Genomic DNA, 16,163 nt, shown 5'->3' on the forward strand with positions numbered 1-16,163 from the left:
AACGAAATTATCCATGTTTCGGATTAAGCGCTAATGATAGTGCATTCTGACAGCGCGGATCATGGGGAAAGATCACATCAGGCTGCAATTCCGCAATATGTTTGCCTGCCAGAGCCGGGATCTTTTGCGGACTGGCGAAAATGGTGAAGCCTTTCATCAGCAGCGTGTCGCTAATGCGGTCGTTATCATCGACGGCGATGGCGACGATGGCGCGCGGTTGAAAGCGCCCGGCGGAGCGGCCGACGCCCACCCGCCCTGCTGGCACAGGCTATCAAAGGCGCGATTGAAGCGGCGGATCTGCCAGCCGCCAAAGGCCAGCTGGGTAAGCCAGGCGATGGCGGCGACGATGATTAATGCAGTAACCATAGGTCTCTCCTTAAGGGGGCGGGAACAGCCCAGGTCACGGCGCGAGCGCCTAACCCGAGCGACCCGCGGTGCCGTTTTTTTGTCGGGTGGCGGCTAACGCCTTACCCGACCTACAGTTTTGTACCCCGGATAAGCGCAGCGCCATCCGGGAACCTGTTAAAACATCACCTGGCCGCCGGTGACGTTGATCGACTGCCCGGTGCAGTACGACGCCTGTGGGCTAGCGTAAAACATCAATACGTTCAGCACATCCTGATATTCGCAGCCGCGCTTCAGCGGCACCTTGTCGATGTAGTACTGCTCGACTTCGCTCTCATCGATACCGAGCTTGGTGGCATACTGCGGCAGCAGCGACTGGAACATCGGCGACTTCAGCAGATTGCCGAGCATCAGCGAATGCACGGTAATGCCATATTCCGCCAGATCCAGCGCCAGCGACTGGGTCAGCCCGACGCCGCCGAACTTCGCCGCGCTGTAGCCGGAGTTGTGCTTACTGCCGACTTTACCGGATTTCGAGTTGATCTGAATGATCCGCCCCTTAATGCCGTCGCGGATCATCAACCGCGAGAACTCGCGGGCGCAGAGAAAATAGCCCACCAGATTGACCTGCAGCGAGCGGTCGAAATCCCCCAGCGCGAAGTCGCTAATAAACGCCGCCTTGGCGATCCCGGCGCTGTACACCAGCAGGTCGACGCGCGAAAAAATCTCATCCACCCCGTGGGCCAGGGCGGTGACGCTGGCCTCGCTGGTGGCGTCGGCGCCGAAGCCGTACGCCATACCTTCGCCATACTCAGCGTTAATCTCCTGGGCGACGCGGCTGGCTTTTTCGCTCTGAATATCGACCACCGCCACGCGGTAGCCCTCGGCGGCCAGCCCGCGGCACAGAAACTCTCCTAAGGTTTGTCCACCGCCAATGACAACAGCAACCTGATTCATCTCTCTCTCCTTTTAAGCAACAAACTTCAGTACGCAGCCGGGCGCGATGGCGTCCGGCACCGGGCCCGCCACATGGACGGTACCTGGGAACTCCGCTTCACGATGGCCGTCAAAGCGCAGGGTGATGTGGCCCAGCTCGCGCAGGTTTTGTTCAGCGACCTCGCCGACGGCGGTCACCGGGTAGCGCTGTTCGCCAAGCTGCAGCTCTGCCCCCGGCTGCAGCGTGCCAGCAAGCTCGCCGTGGTTGTGAATAAAGCAGTACTCTTCGATATCCGCCGGGGCGCCCTCGCGGAAGGTGATCAGCATTTGCTCTTCCAGCGCCATCGTCGCGCAGGCGCCGATGTGCGTAATGGTGGTCTGGTAAATCACAGTCATCTGCAGGAACCTCTTACTGGTAAATAAATCCGGAAACGAACCACGCGATCAGCACCGTTGGTGCGCCGGTCAGAAAGCGGCTGACCAGCACCGACGGCACGCCGACGCGCACGGTATCCTGGCGGGCTTCGGCTAGCGACAGGCCTACCGGAATAAAATCGCAGGCGGCCTGGGCGTTAATGGCGAATAGGGCGGGCAGGGCGAGGTGCGGCGGAATGTTGCCGAGGCCGATTTGAACGCCGATCAGCACGCCGATCACCTGGGCAATAACCGCGCCGGGGCCGAGAAACGGCGACAGCAGCGGGAAAGAGCAAATCAGCGCCAGGGTTACCAGCCCCAGCGGATGGCTGGCGAGCGGCGCCAGGCCGTGGGCGATCCAGTCGCCGATGCCGGAGGCCATGATGATGCCGATCAGCGCCGAGACGAAAGCCATAAACGGCAGAATGGTTTTCAGCACCGTATCAATGGTGTCGCGCCCGGCCTGGAACAGCACCGCCACCACCGAACCCATGCCCATCCCGACCTTCGCCAGCAGGCCATCGCTCTGTTCAGTAATCTTCTTGCTGGTGTCGTAATCGCGACCCGCGCTCTTGTTTTCCGCCGGCGGCTCGGAAACCCCTGCGCTGTCGGGAGCGATGCACTGGATGTTGTCCTCTTTGACGCCGGAGACATAAATATCTTCCGTGATGTACTGGGCCAGCGGCCCTGATTTGCCGGTGGCATGGATATTCACCGTCGGGATGCGGCGTTTAGGATAGAGCCCGCAGCGCAGGGTGCCCCCGCAGTCGATAATCGCCACGCCGATCTCGCTTTCCGCTGGTTCCCCCTCTTTAAACCCGTCCACCGGCTGCCAGCCGGTCAGACTGGCGATGCGGTCAACGATCGCCGGGCGGGTGCCGGCGGTGATATAGACGATCTTTTTGCCTTCGACGGCGTCGAGCTCAAGCGGGCCGCCCCAGCCGCCGGTGCCTTTCTCTATACGAATACGGGTCATGATGTCGCTCCTGACAGATGCACTTTCTGGGAAAGCTGAATCGCCATTTTTCTCTCGAAAATCGAGGTGGTCAGGTCGGTGACCCAGCCGCGGAAGAAGTTAGTCACCAGCCCGACCAGCAGGTAGCTCACCGCCAGCGGACCGAGCGGCAGGCCGAGGGTAGTGAGGCCGTTGGCGATGCCGAGATAGACGAACAGCTCGCCGGGGTTGATATGTGGAAACAGCCCGTTCATTGAGTGGCAGCTATACGACGCCGCCGCGTAATAGCTGGGCTTGTACTTCTCTGGCATAAACCGGCCGAGGCTTAACGTCATTGGGTTACAAAACACGAAGGTGCCGATGCAGGGTAGCAGCAGGTAGCGGGAGATTGGGTTTCCTGCGCAGCGCTGCGCCAGCTTCTCGATCCGCTGCTGGCCGATAAAGTTGATCAGCGCGTTCATGATCACCAGCAGGCTGATCAGCAAGGGGAGGATCCCGGTCACCATGCCGGTAAATACCTCGCCGCCTTTCTGAAACAGGCCGATAAACCACTCCGCGCCGTGGGTCACGACGTCAATCATTGTTCTCTCCTTCAGCATGTTATTTTTCTTGCTAATTGCAGGCTGATTTTAATCATTTTGAAAGGTTTAAAAGTGTTAAATGGATCGCAAAATGAAAGATAAATATTTTATTTTGAAAGATGATGCGGGCGAGATGAAATGTTGCAGGGCATGAAAGCACGCAGGGGAGGAGCCGTTGAAGGACTATTTTGTCTACAAACAGATTGTCGCTTTCTTGTTGGTCGTCGCATGCTTTACCATAATTATCCCTTGCTGAATTTGTTAAACGGAATTCCCATGTTGAAGCGTCGCTATCTGGCTTTACTTCCCCTTTGTGTGCTCCTCGCTGCCTGCAGCAGCAAACCCAAGACCCCCGCGGAAACGGAGATGGCGAGTGGAACCGGCGGCTTTTTGCTGGAACCGCAGCATAACGTGATGCAGATGGGCGGCGACTTCGCCAACAACCCGGCGGCGGCGCAGTTTATCGATAAGATGGTGGCGAAGCACGGCTTCGACAGGCAGCAGCTGCAGGAGATCCTGTCGCAGGCAAAGCGCCTGGATTACGTCCTGCGGCTGATGGATCGTCAGGCGCCGACCGGCCTGCCGCCAACCGGGCCGACCGGCGTCTGGCTGCGCTACAAGAAACAGTTCATTACCCCGGATAATGTGCAGAACGGCGTGGTGTTCTGGAATCAGTATCAGGACGCGCTCAACCGCGCTTATCAGGTTTACGGCGTGCCGCCGGAAATCATCGTCGGCATTATCGGCGTGGAGACTCGCTGGGGCCGGGTGATGGGCAAAACCCGGATCCTCGACGCGCTGGCGACGCTGTCGTTTAGCTACCCGCGCCGCGCCGAATACTTCTCGTCGGAGCTGGAAACTTTCCTGCTAATGGCGCGCAGCGAAAGCGACGACCCGCTGGATCTGAAAGGCTCTTTCGCCGGGGCGATGGGCTACGGTCAGTTTATGCCGTCCTCCTATAAGCAGTATGCGGTCGATTTTAACGGTGACGGACATATCAACCTGTGGGACCCGGTGGATGCTATCGGCAGCGTGGCCAACTACTTCAAACAGCATGGCTGGGTGAGCGGCGATCTGGTGGCGGTGCAGGCGCTGGGGCAGGCCCCGGGGCTGGAGAATGGTTTCAAGACTAAATACAGCGTTTCGCAGCTGGCGGCCGCAGGGCTGACCCCGACCCAGCCGCTGGGTAACCATCAGCAGGCCAGCCTGCTGCGGCTGGACGTCGGCACCGGCTATGAGTACTGGTACGGGCTGCCGAACTTCTACACCATCACCCGCTACAACCACAGCACCCACTACGCGATGGCCGTCTGGCAGCTGGGTCTGGCGGTTGCGCAGGCCCGCGGCGGTTATTAATCCTTTCATCCGGCTGACAATTTCCCCAGCCTCCCCGGATAGCGGCGCGTAGCGCCTTATCCGGGCTACGGTCTGGTATCCGGTTGCTAGCCCCGGTAAGCGCAGCGCGACCGGGGGATGACGCCGGGGAGGCCGCGCTTATCCCCCCGTTTTTTCCCGTCTCCATGCCTCTTGTTGACCTTTGTTACATTTCCGCTGACTGACGCTGATTTACATTCTTTCTTCGCTTCGTTATTGTTATGTTATAACATCAAATTGAGGCGGGGATATGTTCACATCGATTTTTATGGCATCCGGCGCGGCGCGCGCGGCCATCGCAGGCGTGCTGCTGGCGGCGCTATGGTTAGCAACCTGGTGGGCGGTGACGCTGCCATGATTGAACTGGAGCAGCTGGTCGCCGGCTATGACGGGGTAGCGATCACCCCTCCGCTGAGCGGGATGATATGCCCCGGCAGCCTGACGGCAATTGTTGGCCTCAATGGCTGCGGAAAATCAACGCTGCTGAAAACCCTCGCCGGGTTTCTTCCGCCGGTCAGTGGCCGCCTGCGCTGGCAGGGAACACGGCCGGTGATCGGCTGGCTGGCGCAGCGCCATGCCCTCGAGTCGCAGTTTCCTCTCAACGTGCAGGATGTGGTAAGCGAGGGCGCATGGCCCGGCGTGTCGCTGCTGCGCGGTCTGGGGGGCGGCACCCGGCGACGCATCGGCGCGGTGCTGGAGCGGGTCGGGCTGGCGGGCCTGGCGAAAACGCCGATCGAAGCGCTCTCCGGCGGCCAGTTTCAGCGCATGCTATTTGCCCGGGTGATGGTGCAGCAGGCGCCGCTGGTGATGCTCGACGAGCCCTTCACCGGTATCGACGAAGCGACCAGTCGCGAACTAATGGATTTGATCCTCGAGATGCACCGGCAGGGACAGACCATCCTGGCGGTGCTGCATGATAACCAGCGGGTGGCCGACTTTTTCCCCGAGACGCTGCTGCTGACTCCCCAGCGCGCCTGCTGGGGCGCTACCCGGGCGGTGCTCCCGGCCTTCAGTCATGTGAGGTCGGCATGATCTGGCACACCTTCTTTCAGCCTTTCATTGAATTCGGCTTTATGCGTCGGGCCCTCGTGGTGTGTCTGGCGCTGTCGCTGAGCACCACCATGCTGGGCGTCTTCCTGCTGCTGCGGCGCATGAGCCTGATGGGCGATGCGCTGTCGCACGCCATTCTCCCCGGCGTGGCGGTGGGGTATCTGCTGAGCGGCATGTCGCTGCTGGCCATGACCCTCGGCGGCTTCATCGCCGGTATCGTGGTTGCCCTGGTGGCCGGGTGGGTGAGCCGGCGGACACCGTTAAAAGAGGACGCCAGTTTTGCCGGATTTTATCTGGGCTCGCTGGCCCTGGGCGTCACCCTGGTGTCGCTGCGCGGTTCCAGCGTGGACCTCCTGCATCTGCTGTTTGGCTCCATTCTGGCGGTCGACCGCGATGCGGCGCTGTTTGTCAGCGGCGTCGCCAGCCTGACGCTATTGTGCATTGCGCTGTGCTACCGCGGTCTGGTCTGCGAGGCGTTCGACAGCGCCTGGCTGCAGGTGAATCACCGGCGGCTGCCTGCGCTGCTGCATGGGCTTTTTCTGGCGCTGCTGGTGCTTAATCTGGTGGCCGGGTTTCAGGTGCTCGGCACGCTGATGGCGGTAGGGGTAATGATGCTCCCGGCGGTCGCCGCGCGCTGCTGGGCGCGCGCGCTGCTGGGCGCGCACGCTGCCGGGCATTCTGCTGCTGGCGGCGGGAATGGGCGCGCTCTGCGCCTGGCTGGGATTAAGCCTCTCCTGGGCGATTAGTCTTCCCGCCGGGCCCGCTATTGTGCTGACCGCCAGCGCACTGTTTTTTGTTTCGCTATTTTTTGGCACGCGCAGCCGGCTGCTGGTCGGTTGGCGCACATTGATGGGGTAAGGAAATGATGAAACGTAGTGCAATAGTGGTCGCGCTGGCCCTCGGCCTGATGGCGCAGGGGGCCATGGCGAAAACGCTGAATGTGGTAAGCAGTTTTTCGGTGTTGGGTGATATAGCGCAGCAGGTCGGCGGGGAGCATGTCCATGTGGATACCCTGGTCGGCCCGGACGGCGATCCGCACACCTTCGAACCGTCTCCGAAGGATAGCGCGCTGCTCAGCAAGGCCGACGTGGTGGTGGTTAACGGCCTGGGGCTGGAAGGGTGGCTGGATCGCCTGATTAAGGCCTCTGGTTTTAAGGGCGAGCTGGTGGTGGCATCGAAAGGCGTCAAGACCCATACCCTTGATGAAGAGGGTAAAACGGTGACCGATCCCCACGCCTGGAACAGCGCAGCGAACGGCGCATTGTATGCGCAGAATATCCTCAATGGTCTGGTGAAAGCCGACCCGGAAGATAAAGCGGCGTTGACCAGCAGCGGCAAGCGCTATATCGACCAGCTGACGTCTCTCGACGGCTGGGCGAAAGCGCAGTTCAGCGCCATTCCGCTGGCCAAGCGCAAGGTCCTGACCAGCCATGACGCTTTCGGCTATTTTGGCCGGGCTTATCACGTGACCTTCCTCGCGCCACAGGGGCTCTCTTCAGAGAGCGAGGCCAGCGCGGCGCAGGTGGCGGCGCTGATTAAGCAAATCAAAGCGGATGGCGTCCATACCTGGTTTATGGAGAACCAGCTTGACCCGCGGCTGGTGAAGCAGATTGCCAGCGCCACCGGCGCGCAGCCGGGGGGCGAACTCTATCCGGAAGCGCTATCTAAGCCGGGCGGCGTCGCCGATAGTTACGTCAAAATGATGCGTCACAACGTTGAGCTTATCGCTAACAGCATGAAGTAACAGGTTGTCTGGTCGTCCTGGTTATCACAGGACGACCCATTTCTGGACCCCCCCTCGTAAAATCGCCACTTCATCCCCATATCTCTGTCGAAAGTGCTATCTTTGATGGCCTCTTTATCCGGAGCAAAGCGGGGCGATAATGACCGATTCAGAATTAATGCAGCTAAGCGAGAAGATTGGCCGGGCGCTGAAGGCGCGTGGGGCGACGGTGACCACGGCGGAATCCTGTACCGGCGGCTGGATTGCGAAAGCGATCACCGATATTGCCGGCAGCTCGGCGTGGTTTGAACGCGGCTTTGTCACCTACAGCAACGAAGCTAAATCGCAAATGATCGGCGTCAGCGAAGCGACGCTGCGCGACAACGGCGCGGTAAGCGAACCGGTGGTGGTGGAGATGGCGATTGGCGCGCTGCGCGCGGCGCGTGCGGATTATGCCATCTCCGTTAGCGGCGTCGCCGGGCCGGATGGCGGCAGCGTCGAAAAGCCGGTCGGCACGGTATGGTTCGGCGTCGCCAGCGTGAGCGGGCAAGGGGTGACGCGGCGGGAATGCTTTGCCGGAGACCGCGAAGCGGTGCGTCGTCAGGCGACGGCCTATGCGCTAAATCTGCTCTGGCAACAATTTCTACAAAACACTTGATACTGTATGACTATACAGTATAATTGCCTCAACTGAACAAATATTAACGGCGAAGCGAACACGCTTTACCCTGCATGATTAGGAGTAACAATGGCGATCGACGAAAACAAACAGAAAGCGTTGGCGGCTGCACTGGGCCAGATCGAAAAGCAATTCGGTAAAGGCTCCATCATGCGCCTGGGTGAAGACCGCACCATGGATGTGGAAACCATCTCCACCGGCTCGCTTTCTCTGGATATCGCGCTGGGCGCCGGCGGTCTGCCAATGGGCCGTATCGTCGAGATCTACGGTCCGGAATCCTCCGGTAAAACCACCCTGACGCTGCAAGTTATCGCCGCAGCGCAGCGTGAAGGTAAAACCTGTGCGTTCATCGATGCTGAACATGCGCTGGATCCTGTCTATGCACGCAAACTGGGCGTCGATATCGACAACCTGCTGTGTTCTCAGCCGGACACCGGCGAGCAGGCGCTGGAGATCTGTGACGCGCTGGCGCGCTCTGGTGCGGTTGACGTTATCGTCGTCGACTCCGTCGCGGCGTTGACGCCGAAAGCGGAAATCGAAGGCGAAATTGGCGACTCTCACATGGGCCTTGCGGCGCGTATGATGAGCCAGGCGATGCGTAAGCTGGCGGGTAACCTGAAGCAGTCCAACACGCTGCTGATCTTTATCAACCAGATCCGTATGAAAATTGGCGTGATGTTCGGTAACCCGGAAACCACTACCGGTGGTAACGCGCTGAAGTTCTACGCCTCTGTGCGTCTGGACATTCGCCGCATCGGCGCGGTGAAAGAGGGCGACAATGTCGTCGGCAGCGAAACCCGCGTCAAAGTGGTGAAAAACAAGATCGCCGCGCCGTTTAAACAGGCCGAATTCCAGATCCTCTACGGCGAAGGCATCAACTTCTACGGCGAGCTGGTAGACCTCGGCGTAAAAGAGAAGCTGATTGAGAAAGCGGGTGCCTGGTATAGCTACAACGGCGACAAAATCGGTCAGGGTAAAGCGAACGCGATCACCTGGCTGAAAGAGAACCCGGCGGCGGCGAAAGAGATTGAGAAGAAAGTGCGCGAACTGCTGCTCAACAATCAGGATGCGAAGCCAGACTTCGTTGTTGACGGCAACGACGCAGAAGAAACCGAACAGGATTTCTGATATCGTCTGCAAGACTGACAGGGCTGCTTAGGCAGCCCTTTTGCTTTGTGAGATTATCGAGGTGCCTGTGACTGAACCTTCATCACGCCGCTCCGGCTACGCCCGCCTGCTGGACCGTGCTATCCGCATTCTGGCGATGCGCGACCACAGCGAGCAGGAGCTGCGACGCAAGCTGGTCGCTCCGGTGATGAGCAAAAACGGTCCTGAGGCGCTGGACGTCACCCCCGACGAGCTGGAGCAGGTTGTCGCCTGGTGTATCGAAAACCGCTACCTTGACGACAACCGCTTCGTCGGCCAGTTCATCGCCAGCCGGAGCCGCAAAGGCTATGGTCCGGCGCGCATTCGCCAGGAGCTCAGCCAGAAAGGCATTGCGCGCCAGGTCGTTGACCAGGCGATGCGCGAATGCGATATCGACTGGGTGAGCCTTGCCAGGGAGCAGGCACAGCGTAAATACGGCGAACCGTTACCTTCCGCCTTTACTGAAAAAGTGAAAGTTCAGCGATTCCTGCTTTACCGCGGCTACCTGATGGAAGATATCCAGGAAATCTGGCGAAATTTTGCAGATTGACCCATCCGGGATTTTACTTCGCCGTAAAGAAAACTTATCTTATTCCCACTTTATTCCGTCGGGCCGCTGGTTGTGACTGTGCAGGCAGCGGCCTGGGCGATTATTCCTTTACACAAAATCATTCAAGCTGCATCAGGGCGGCAAGAGAGACTCTCTTTCGCAACGCACGTCAGTTCGGTGCCGGAAGAGCAAGCGCAGCCAGGACAGAGGCGACTTGAAGGATGACGTGTAGCTTGATTTCAGGATAATTATGAGCAAGAGCACCGCTGAGATCCGTCAGGCGTTTCTCGACTTTTTCCATAGCAAGGGACATCAGGTAGTTGCCAGCAGCTCCCTGGTGCCGCACAACGATCCGACCCTGCTGTTTACCAATGCAGGGATGAACCAGTTCAAGGATGTCTTCCTTGGTCTCGACAAACGTAATTATTCGCGTGCGACCACCGCACAGCGTTGCGTGCGTGCGGGTGGTAAACACAACGATCTGGAAAACGTCGGTTACACCGCGCGTCACCACACCTTCTTTGAAATGCTGGGCAACTTCAGCTTTGGCGATTACTTCAAGCAGGATGCCATCAAATACGCGTGGGAACTGCTGACCGGTGAGAACTGGTTCGCGCTGCCGAAAGAAAAACTGTGGGTTACCGTTTACGAGACCGATGACGAAGCTTTCGACATCTGGGCCAATGAAGTAGGCGTTCCGCGCGAGCGTATTATCCGCATAGGCGACAACAAAGGCGCGCCGTTTGCTTCAGACAACTTCTGGCAGATGGGCGACACCGGTCCGTGCGGCCCGTGCACCGAAATCTTCTTTGACCACGGCGATCACATCTGGGGCGGCCCTCCGGGAAGCCCGGAAGAAGATGGCGACCGTTACATTGAGATTTGGAACATCGTCTTCATGCAGTTCAACCGTCAGGCTGACGGTACCATGGAGCCGCTGCCGAAGCCGTCCGTCGACACCGGTATGGGTCTGGAGCGTATTGCCGCGGTGCTGCAGCACGTTAACTCCAACTATGACATCGACCTGTTCCGCGATCTGATCGCCAGCGTGGCGAAAGTCACCGGCGCGACCGATCTGACGAACAAGTCGCTGCGCGTTATCGCCGACCACATTCGCTCCTGCGCCTTCCTGGTTGCCGACGGCGTGATCCCGTCGAATGAAAACCGCGGCTACGTGCTGCGTCGTATCATTCGCCGCGCGATCCGTCACGGCAACATGCTGGGCGCGAAGGACACCTTCTTCTGGAAACTGGTTGCCCCGCTGATCGATGTGATGGGCTCCGCCGGCGACGAGCTGAAGCAGCAGCAGGCTCAGGTTGAGCAGGTGCTGAAAACCGAAGAAGAGCAGTTTGCCCGCACCCTCGAGCGCGGCCTGGCGCTGCTGGATGAGGAGCTGTCGAAGCTGAAAGGCGACACCCTGGACGGCGAAACCGCCTTCCGTCTGTACGACACCTACGGCTTCCCGGTCGACCTGACCGCCGATGTATGCCGCGAGCGCAACATCAAGGTTGATGAAGCTGGTTTTGAAGCCGCGATGGAAGAGCAGCGCCGCCGCGCGCGCGAGTCCAGCGGTTTCGGCGCCGACTATAATGCGATGATCCGCGTTGACGGCGCCTCTGAATTTAAAGGCTATGATCATCTGGAGCTGAACGGCAAGGTTACCGCCCTGTTTATCGACGGCAAAGCGGTGGATAGCGTTAGCGCTGGCCAGGAAGCGGTGGTGATCCTTGACCAGACCCCGTTCTATGCGGAGTCCGGCGGCCAGGTGGGCGATAAAGGCGAATTAAAAGGCGCGGGCTTCTCTTTCGCAGTTAGCGACACGCAGAAGTACGGCCAGGCTATTGGTCATATCGGTAAAGTCGCCAGCGGCTCACTGAAAGTGGGTGACGCGGTACAGGCCGACGTAGATGAGGCTCGGCGTCAGCGTATCCGTCTCAACCACTCCGCGACGCACCTGATGCACGCGGCGCTGCGCCAGGTGCTCGGCACCCATGTGGCGCAGAAAGGTTCGCTGGTCAATGATAAAGCGCTGCGCTTTGACTTCTCGCATTTTGAAGCGATGAAGCCGGAAGAAATTCGTGCGGTGGAAGACCTGGTCAACGCGCAGATCCGTCGTAACCTGGCTATCGAAACCAACATTATGGATATCGATGCCGCGCGCGCATCCGGCGCCATGGCGCTGTTTGGCGAGAAATACGACGATCGCGTGCGCGTTCTGCGGATGGGCGACTTCTCCACGGAGCTGTGCGGCGGGACTCACGCGGCGCGTACCGGCGATATCGGCCTGTTCCGCATCACGTCAGAGTCCGGCACCGCTGCTGGCGTGCGCCGTATCGAAGCGGTGACTGGCGAAGGCGCGATGGCCATCCTGCATGCGCAGAGCGATCAGCTCAATGATATCGCTCAGCTGCTGAAGGGTGACAGCCACAATCTCGGCGAGAAGGTTCGCGCCGCGCTGGAGCGTACCCGTCAGCTGGAAAAAGAGCTGCAGCAGCTGAAAGAGCAGGCTGCGGCGCAGGAGAGCGCAAACCTCTCCAGCAAAGCGGAAGAGATTAACGGCGTTAAGCTGCTGGTCAGCGAACTGACCGGCGTTGAGCCGAAAATGCTGCGTACCATGGTTGACGATCTGAAGAACCAGCTCGGTTCGACGATCGTTGTATTAGCTACGGTAGCGGATGGTAAGGTTTCTCTGATTGCAGGTGTGTCTAAGGATGTGACAGACCGCGTGAAAGCAGGGGAGCTGGTTGGTATGGTCGCCCAGCAGGTGGGCGGTAAAGGGGGCGGTCGTCCGGATATGGCGCAGGCCGGTGGTACCGATGCGTCTGCTCTCCCTGCAGCGTTAGCCAGTGTGAAAGGCTGGGTCAGCGCAAAACTGTAATAACTATAAACGCATTTACCCTAAATAATTCGAGTTGCAGGAAGGCGGCGACGCAGCGAATCCCCAGGAGCTTACTCAAGTAAGTGACTGGGGTGAGCGAGGAAAGCCAACACACATGCAACTTGAAGTATGAGGGGTATAGGTGCCATAACCAGAGGGTTACGGCACCTTGCGTCAGAAACACTGATAACGATAAAGTCGGGTTGAAATTGTGTATATCGGCTAAACTTAGGTTTAACAGAATGTGATGCCATGACTGCTTATACCCTAAGGTATTTGTCATCGCTTACTTTTTGGCGTTATATGATGGATAATGCCGGGATACGAGAGACCCGACTCTTTTAATCTTTCAAGGAGCAAAGAATGCTGATTCTGACTCGTCGAGTTGGTGAGACCCTCATGATTGGAGATGAGGTCACTGTGACAGTTTTAGGGGTGAAGGGTAACCAGGTTCGTATTGGCGTAAACGCCCCTAAAGAAGTGTCTGTTCACCGTGAAGAGATCTACCAGCGTATTCAGGCTGAAAAATCCCAGCAGTCCAGTTACTAAGGTTTCCGCGCCTCGCTGTGCAGTGAGGCGCATCACTTACCGCCGCTTTTTCCCTTTTTCTGTTTTTTCCCCCTGCGCCATACCGCTTTTCATTACCCTTTGCCGCTTTGGTCGTTTGGCGTTATGCCAGCGTCAGGGCTGATTTCCTGTTGATAAATTGCCCTTTTTGCCGTTTTTGCACGCGAATTGCGTGCGAAGTGTGCAAACGAAAAAAGGTCTCGAAAAAGTGTTTGACTTATAAGTACCAGAAAGTAATATGTGCGCCATCGCAGCGACGAAGAGCAGAAACAAGTTCTTCGAAGCACTCGAAAGAGGCGTGTGTGGTGAGGTGGCCGAGAGGCTGAAGGCGCTCCCCTGCTAAGGGAGTATGCGGTCAAAAGCTGCATCCGGGGTTCGAATCCCCGCCTCACCGCCATTTTGCATCCGTAGCTCAGCTGGATAGAGTACTCGGCTACGAACCGAGCGGTCGGAGGTTCGAATCCTCCCGGATGCACCATCTTCTTTCTGAATTAAGAGAGAAGAGCGCTGTGAAAGCAGCGGCCCGCAGTGCGAGGCATAATCGAGTCACTCTACCGATTAGGCCATCATACTCAGTGTGGCATGTGTTAGTTGTGACACTGACGCGTAGTAAAGCAAGTTTCCCGATGCATCCGTAGCTCAGCTGGATAGAGTACTCGGCTACGAACCGAGCGGTCGGAGGTTCGAATCCTCCCGGATGCACCATTCTTTAATAAGAATGGCAAATCGCGAAATTTGATATCAGAATTACAGCAGTAATCCCGATGCATCCGTAGCTCAGCTGGATAGAGTACTCGGCTACGAACCGAGCGGTCGGAGGTTCGAATCCTCCCGGATGCACCATATTCTCCTTGATAACAGCGACGATGTTGTTTTATGGTCTGCGAAATTATCGCCAGCACCAGGGAGGATAACGTTGCGTAAGCAACGGCCCGTAGGGCGAGGCGCAGCCGAGTAATCCTCCCGGATGCACCATATTCTCCTTAGTAACAGCAACATTGTTGTTATCTGGTTTGCGAAACCATCGTAAGTGCCAGGAGAGTAACCCCGCAGTAAAATAGCTTTCCCGATGCATCCGTAGCTCAGCTGGATAGAGTACTCGGCTACGAACCGAGCGGTCGGAGGTTCGAATCCTCCCGGATGCACCATATTCTCCTTAGTAACATCGACGATGTTGTTTTATGGTCTGCGAAATCATCGCCAGCACCAGGGGGGATAACGTTGCGTAAGCAACGGCCCAAAGGGCGAGGCGTAGCCGAGTCATCCTCCCGGATGTACCATATTCTCCTCAGTAACAACGACGATGTTGTTGCATAGGCTGCGAAATTATCGCCGCACCCGTTCTGAATGCATAATCTTCACTCTTCTCTCACCATCCCGATTACCTCGTTTTCCATCACTGGCTACATCCTGACTTTTTTATTGGCAAGACGCGCTTTCCACTATAATTTATCCTTGTATATCAGCGTTATCAGGCTGAGATAAATGCAAGGAGAGAAATCCATGAAATGGTTCAAAGCAATACCTGCTTTTTGCGCGACGCTGCTGGTAACGACGGCCCTCGCTGGCTGTGCGGGATCGGCTACAAAGGAGAGTACGGGCGGCTATATTGACGATACCGTGGTGACCACCAAGGTGAAAACGGCGCTCTTTAACGATAAAGACATTAAGTCCTCAGAAATTAGCGTCCAGACCTTTAAAGGCCGCGTCCAGCTGAGCGGATTTGTCTCCTCCGCGGAGAGCGCTAAACGAGCCGTAGAAGTCACACGCCGAGTGCAGGGCGTGCGAATGGTCGAGAACGATCTGCGTATTAAATAAGGCTGGTTATCCGGCCTAATGTTTGGGGGCGCCTGAGGGCGCCTTTGTCGTCTGCGCCGCTGGCCGCGACAACGGCGGGCTTTTGCGTTACAGTAATCATTCCCAAACCGGTTGGTGAGAAGACAATGTACGAAGGTTACGCAGGACTGATCTTTGATATGGATGGCACCATTCTCGATACCGAGCCGACCCATCGGCAGGCATGGAACGAGGTGTTGGGCCGCTACGGTATGCGTTTCGACGAACAGGCGATGGTCGCGCTCAATGGCTCACCAACCTGGCGAATCGCCCAGGCGATTATCGAACTCAATCAGGCCGATCTCGATCCACATCGCCTGGCGCAGGAAAAAACCCAGGCCGTCAAAGCGATGCTGCTGGACAGCGTACGCCCGTTGCCGCTGATTGAGGTGGTTAAGGCATGGCACGGCCGTCGCCCGATGTCGGTGGGAACCGGCAGCGAGAGCGCCGTCGCCGAAGCGCTGCTGGCGCACCTGGGGCTGCGTCATTACTTCTCCGCGGTGGTGGCGGCCGATCATGTGGTCAACCATAAACCCGCGCCCGATACCTTCCTGCTGTGCGCCGAGCGCATGGGCGTCGCGCCGGAAAAATGCGTCGTCTTCGAAGATGCCGACTTTGGTCTGCAGGCGGCGAAGCGCGCGGGAATGGACGCAGTTGACGTGCGTTTGCTGTGAGCGACGCGCTGTCACTCACCTCGCTGTTTGCCAGTAGCTTTTTAAGCGCCACGCTGCTCCCCGGCAATTCGGAGGTTGTGCTGGTGGCTATGCTACTTGCGGGGGTCAGTCATCCGTGGTGGTTAGTATTAATAGCAACAATCGGCAATAGCCTTGGAGGGGTAACTAACGTTATTCTGGGGCGCTTGTTTCCGCTGCGCAAAACCTCGCGCTGGCAGGAGCGGGCGGCCGGCTGGCTTAAGCGCTACGGCGCGGTCACGCTCTTACTGAGCTGGGCGCCGGTTGTCGGCGATTTACTGTGTTTGCTGGCGGGATGGATGCGCATTTCCTGGGGACCGGTACTCTTTTTCTTATGCCTTGGTAAGGCGCTGCGCTATATCGCTATTGCGGCAGCGACGCTTCAGGGCATGACGTGGTGGCACTAATTGGACTGACAGTTCATCCATTACAATTAT

At 58.1% G+C, this 16,163-nt stretch carries 15 protein-coding genes, 5 tRNA genes and 2 pseudogenes; 17 read left to right on the plus strand and 5 right to left on the minus strand.

Translation table 11 applies throughout. The features are described 5' to 3' along the window. Nucleotides 1–7: 7 nt before the first annotated feature. The 5 genes and pseudogenes from gutM to srlA all read right to left on the minus strand — a co-directional run bounded on the left by gutM (nt 8) and on the right by srlA (nt 3,231). Nucleotides 8–366 (minus strand): annotated as a pseudogene (gutM, locus tag LPQ25_RS05340) (transcriptional regulator GutM). 156 nt (nt 367–522) lie between these two features. After that, on the minus strand, nt 523–1,302 hold the full coding sequence (srlD, locus tag LPQ25_RS05345) for a sorbitol-6-phosphate dehydrogenase (protein WP_002914815.1): 780 nt from the start codon (nt 1,300–1,302) through the stop codon (nt 523–525). Between the two features lie 12 nt (nt 1,303–1,314). Further along, complete coding sequence (gene srlB, locus LPQ25_RS05350) at nt 1,315–1,677, minus strand: PTS glucitol/sorbitol transporter subunit IIA (RefSeq protein WP_004174693.1); 363 nt, start codon at nt 1,675–1,677, stop codon at nt 1,315–1,317. A gap of 13 nt (nt 1,678–1,690) precedes the next feature. Continuing rightward, nucleotides 1,691–2,671: a PTS glucitol/sorbitol transporter subunit IIB gene (srlE, locus tag LPQ25_RS05355; protein ID WP_004890251.1), complete on the minus strand. Its 981-nt coding sequence runs from the start codon at nt 2,669–2,671 to the stop codon at nt 1,691–1,693. Then, a complete protein-coding gene (srlA, locus tag LPQ25_RS05360; RefSeq protein ID WP_002914812.1) occupies nt 2,668–3,231 on the minus strand; it encodes a PTS glucitol/sorbitol transporter subunit IIC in 564 nt (187 codons plus the stop codon). The genes srlE and srlA overlap by 4 nt, the downstream gene beginning before the upstream one ends. A gap of 276 nt (nt 3,232–3,507) precedes the next feature. On the opposite strand from srlA, the gene mltB reads away from it, so the two are divergent. From mltB to LPQ25_RS05445, 17 genes and pseudogenes are all read left to right on the plus strand, one after another. Then, nucleotides 3,508–4,587, plus strand: a complete 1,080-nt coding sequence (mltB, locus tag LPQ25_RS05365; protein WP_014907045.1) for a lytic murein transglycosylase B — start codon at nt 3,508–3,510, stop codon at nt 4,585–4,587. 339 nt (nt 4,588–4,926) lie between these two features. Then, nucleotides 4,927–5,637 (plus strand): metal ABC transporter ATP-binding protein, encoded by a 711-nt coding sequence (locus LPQ25_RS05370; protein ID WP_014907046.1) that lies wholly within the window; start codon nt 4,927–4,929, stop codon nt 5,635–5,637. After that, nucleotides 5,634–6,513: pseudogene (locus LPQ25_RS05375) on the plus strand (metal ABC transporter permease). Before LPQ25_RS05370 ends, LPQ25_RS05375 begins: the two are co-directional and overlap by 4 nt. 7 nt (nt 6,514–6,520) lie before the next feature. Continuing rightward, nucleotides 6,521–7,399: a metal ABC transporter substrate-binding protein gene (locus tag LPQ25_RS05380; RefSeq protein ID WP_014907047.1), complete on the plus strand. Its 879-nt coding sequence runs from the start codon at nt 6,521–6,523 to the stop codon at nt 7,397–7,399. Nucleotides 7,400–7,538: 139 nt separating this feature from the next. Then, entirely contained in the window at nt 7,539–8,036 is a 498-nt protein-coding gene (pncC, locus tag LPQ25_RS05385) for a nicotinamide-nucleotide amidase (protein ID WP_002914771.1), read from the plus strand. Nucleotides 8,037–8,126: 90 nt separating this feature from the next. Continuing rightward, nucleotides 8,127–9,185 carry a recombinase RecA gene (gene recA, locus LPQ25_RS05390; protein WP_002914769.1) on the plus strand — a complete coding sequence of 353 codons (1,059 nt, stop codon included), beginning with the start codon at nt 8,127–8,129 and terminating at the stop codon, nt 9,183–9,185. Between the two features lie 67 nt (nt 9,186–9,252). Next, nucleotides 9,253–9,753, plus strand: coding sequence for a recombination regulator RecX (gene recX, locus LPQ25_RS05395; RefSeq protein WP_004213244.1), 501 nt, complete (start codon nt 9,253–9,255; stop codon nt 9,751–9,753). Nucleotides 9,754–10,003: 250 nt separating this feature from the next. Further along, complete coding sequence (alaS, locus tag LPQ25_RS05400; protein WP_004174700.1) at nt 10,004–12,631, plus strand: alanine--tRNA ligase; 2,628 nt, start codon at nt 10,004–10,006, stop codon at nt 12,629–12,631. A 363-nt stretch (nt 12,632–12,994) separates the two neighbouring features. Beyond that, the gene (gene csrA, locus LPQ25_RS05405) at nt 12,995–13,180 is read left to right on the plus strand and encodes a carbon storage regulator CsrA (protein WP_000906486.1); all 186 of its coding nucleotides are present in this window, start codon (nt 12,995–12,997) and stop codon (nt 13,178–13,180) included. A gap of 322 nt (nt 13,181–13,502) precedes the next feature. Further along, nucleotides 13,503–13,595: transfer RNA gene (locus LPQ25_RS05410), tRNA-Ser, on the plus strand. A gap of 4 nt (nt 13,596–13,599) precedes the next feature. After that, nucleotides 13,600–13,676: transfer RNA gene (locus LPQ25_RS05415), tRNA-Arg, on the plus strand. Nucleotides 13,677–13,826: 150 nt separating this feature from the next. After that, nucleotides 13,827–13,903 (plus strand) — tRNA-Arg (locus LPQ25_RS05420). 61 nt (nt 13,904–13,964) lie between these two features. Next, nucleotides 13,965–14,041: transfer RNA gene (locus LPQ25_RS05425), tRNA-Arg, on the plus strand. Nucleotides 14,042–14,269: 228 nt separating this feature from the next. Further along, nucleotides 14,270–14,346: transfer RNA gene (locus tag LPQ25_RS05430), tRNA-Arg, on the plus strand. A 355-nt stretch (nt 14,347–14,701) separates the two neighbouring features. After that, on the plus strand, nt 14,702–15,016 hold the full coding sequence (locus LPQ25_RS05435) for a BON domain-containing protein (RefSeq protein WP_002914359.1): 315 nt from the start codon (nt 14,702–14,704) through the stop codon (nt 15,014–15,016). 125 nt (nt 15,017–15,141) lie between these two features. Next, nucleotides 15,142–15,708, plus strand: coding sequence for a fructose-1-phosphate/6-phosphogluconate phosphatase (gene yqaB, locus LPQ25_RS05440; protein WP_004174701.1), 567 nt, complete (start codon nt 15,142–15,144; stop codon nt 15,706–15,708). Then, the gene (locus LPQ25_RS05445; protein ID WP_002914355.1) at nt 15,705–16,133 is read left to right on the plus strand and encodes a YqaA family protein; all 429 of its coding nucleotides are present in this window, start codon (nt 15,705–15,707) and stop codon (nt 16,131–16,133) included. The genes yqaB and LPQ25_RS05445 overlap by 4 nt, the downstream gene beginning before the upstream one ends. Nucleotides 16,134–16,163: the final 30 nt, after the last annotated feature.

It is taken from the genome of Klebsiella sp. KPN54798 (assembly GCF_021184225.1).
In the GTDB taxonomy this organism is placed as follows: domain Bacteria; phylum Pseudomonadota; class Gammaproteobacteria; order Enterobacterales; family Enterobacteriaceae; genus Klebsiella; species Klebsiella pneumoniae.